This window comes from Sinomonas susongensis (assembly GCF_005877005.1).
GTDB lineage: Bacteria > Actinomycetota > Actinomycetes > Actinomycetales > Micrococcaceae > Sinomonas > Sinomonas susongensis.
In genome coordinates this window covers 1-1013 of the sequence record NZ_SSNH01000035.1, presented here as the reverse complement: position 1 = coordinate 1013, position 1013 = coordinate 1, and the positions used below count along the sequence as shown (strand labels likewise).

The window sequence follows — 1013 nt, the reverse complement described above, 5'->3', positions numbered from 1 at the left end:
GTCGGTCTCCTGCAGAAAGGCCACCTGGTCGAGGTCGACCGTTCGGGCCTGGTGGGGCAGCACGTCGGTGCGGCCGCCATCGCCCCATGCCGGCGAAGCCGCGTCCTCCCCTCCGGAGTCATTTCCGTGGAGGGCTGGGACAATAGGTCTAGGAGCGTCATGGTGCCAGAGAGGCACTGGGAGCGTCCGCAACCTAAGGAGGGGATCCTCATGGACCCCACCACCCTCATCATCTGGATAGTCGTCGTAGTGGTTGTGCTGCTCGTGGCCGGGAGGACGTCGATCCGCATTGTCCGCCAGTATGAGCAGGGCGTCCTGTTCAGGCTCGGCCGGGTCGTGGGGGTCAGGATGCCCGGATTCCGGCTCATCATCCCAGTCGTCGACCGGCTCCCACGCGTGAGCCTGCGGATCGTGACCATGCCGATCCAGTCCCAGGGCATCATCACCCAGGACAACGTCAGCGTCGACGTCTCCGCGGTCGCCTACTACCGGATCGTCGACGCGGTAAGGTCCGTCGTCGCGATCGAGAACGTCGAAGCCGCGATCAACCAGATCGCCCAGACCACCCTGCGCAAGGTCGTCGGGCGGCACACCTTGGACCAGACTCTCTCGGAGACAGAGCGCATCAACGGCGACATCCGCCAGATCCTCGACGTACTGACCATCGAGTGGGGCGTCGAGGTCACCCTGGTGGAGCTTAAGGACATCCAGCTCCCCGAGACGATGAAGCGAGCCATGGCCCGCCAGGCCGAGGCCGAGCGGGAGAAGAGGGCGAAGATCATCGCCGCCGAGGGCGAGGCGATCTCCGCCGCCGCGCTGGGCGAGGCCTCCGACACCATGATGGCCCACCCGCTGGCTCTGCAGCTGAGGAACCTGCAGAGCCTGGTGGAGATCGGCGTGGACAAGAACACCACGGTCGTCTTCCCGGCCCCGCTGATGAGCACCATCGGGGAGCTCTCCGCCTTCCTCACCCGCGAGAAGCAGGCCGCCGCATCATCCGCAGACGGGAAGGC

Annotated in this window: 1 protein-coding gene; it reads left to right on the top strand. The window is 66.1% G+C overall.

The genetic code is table 11. The features are described 5' to 3' along the window. Positions 1 to 210: 210 nt before the first annotated feature. Positions 211 to 1013: slipin family protein (locus E6A21_RS17720; protein ID WP_138445491.1), on the top strand; the 803-nt coding region annotated here is incomplete at its 3' end.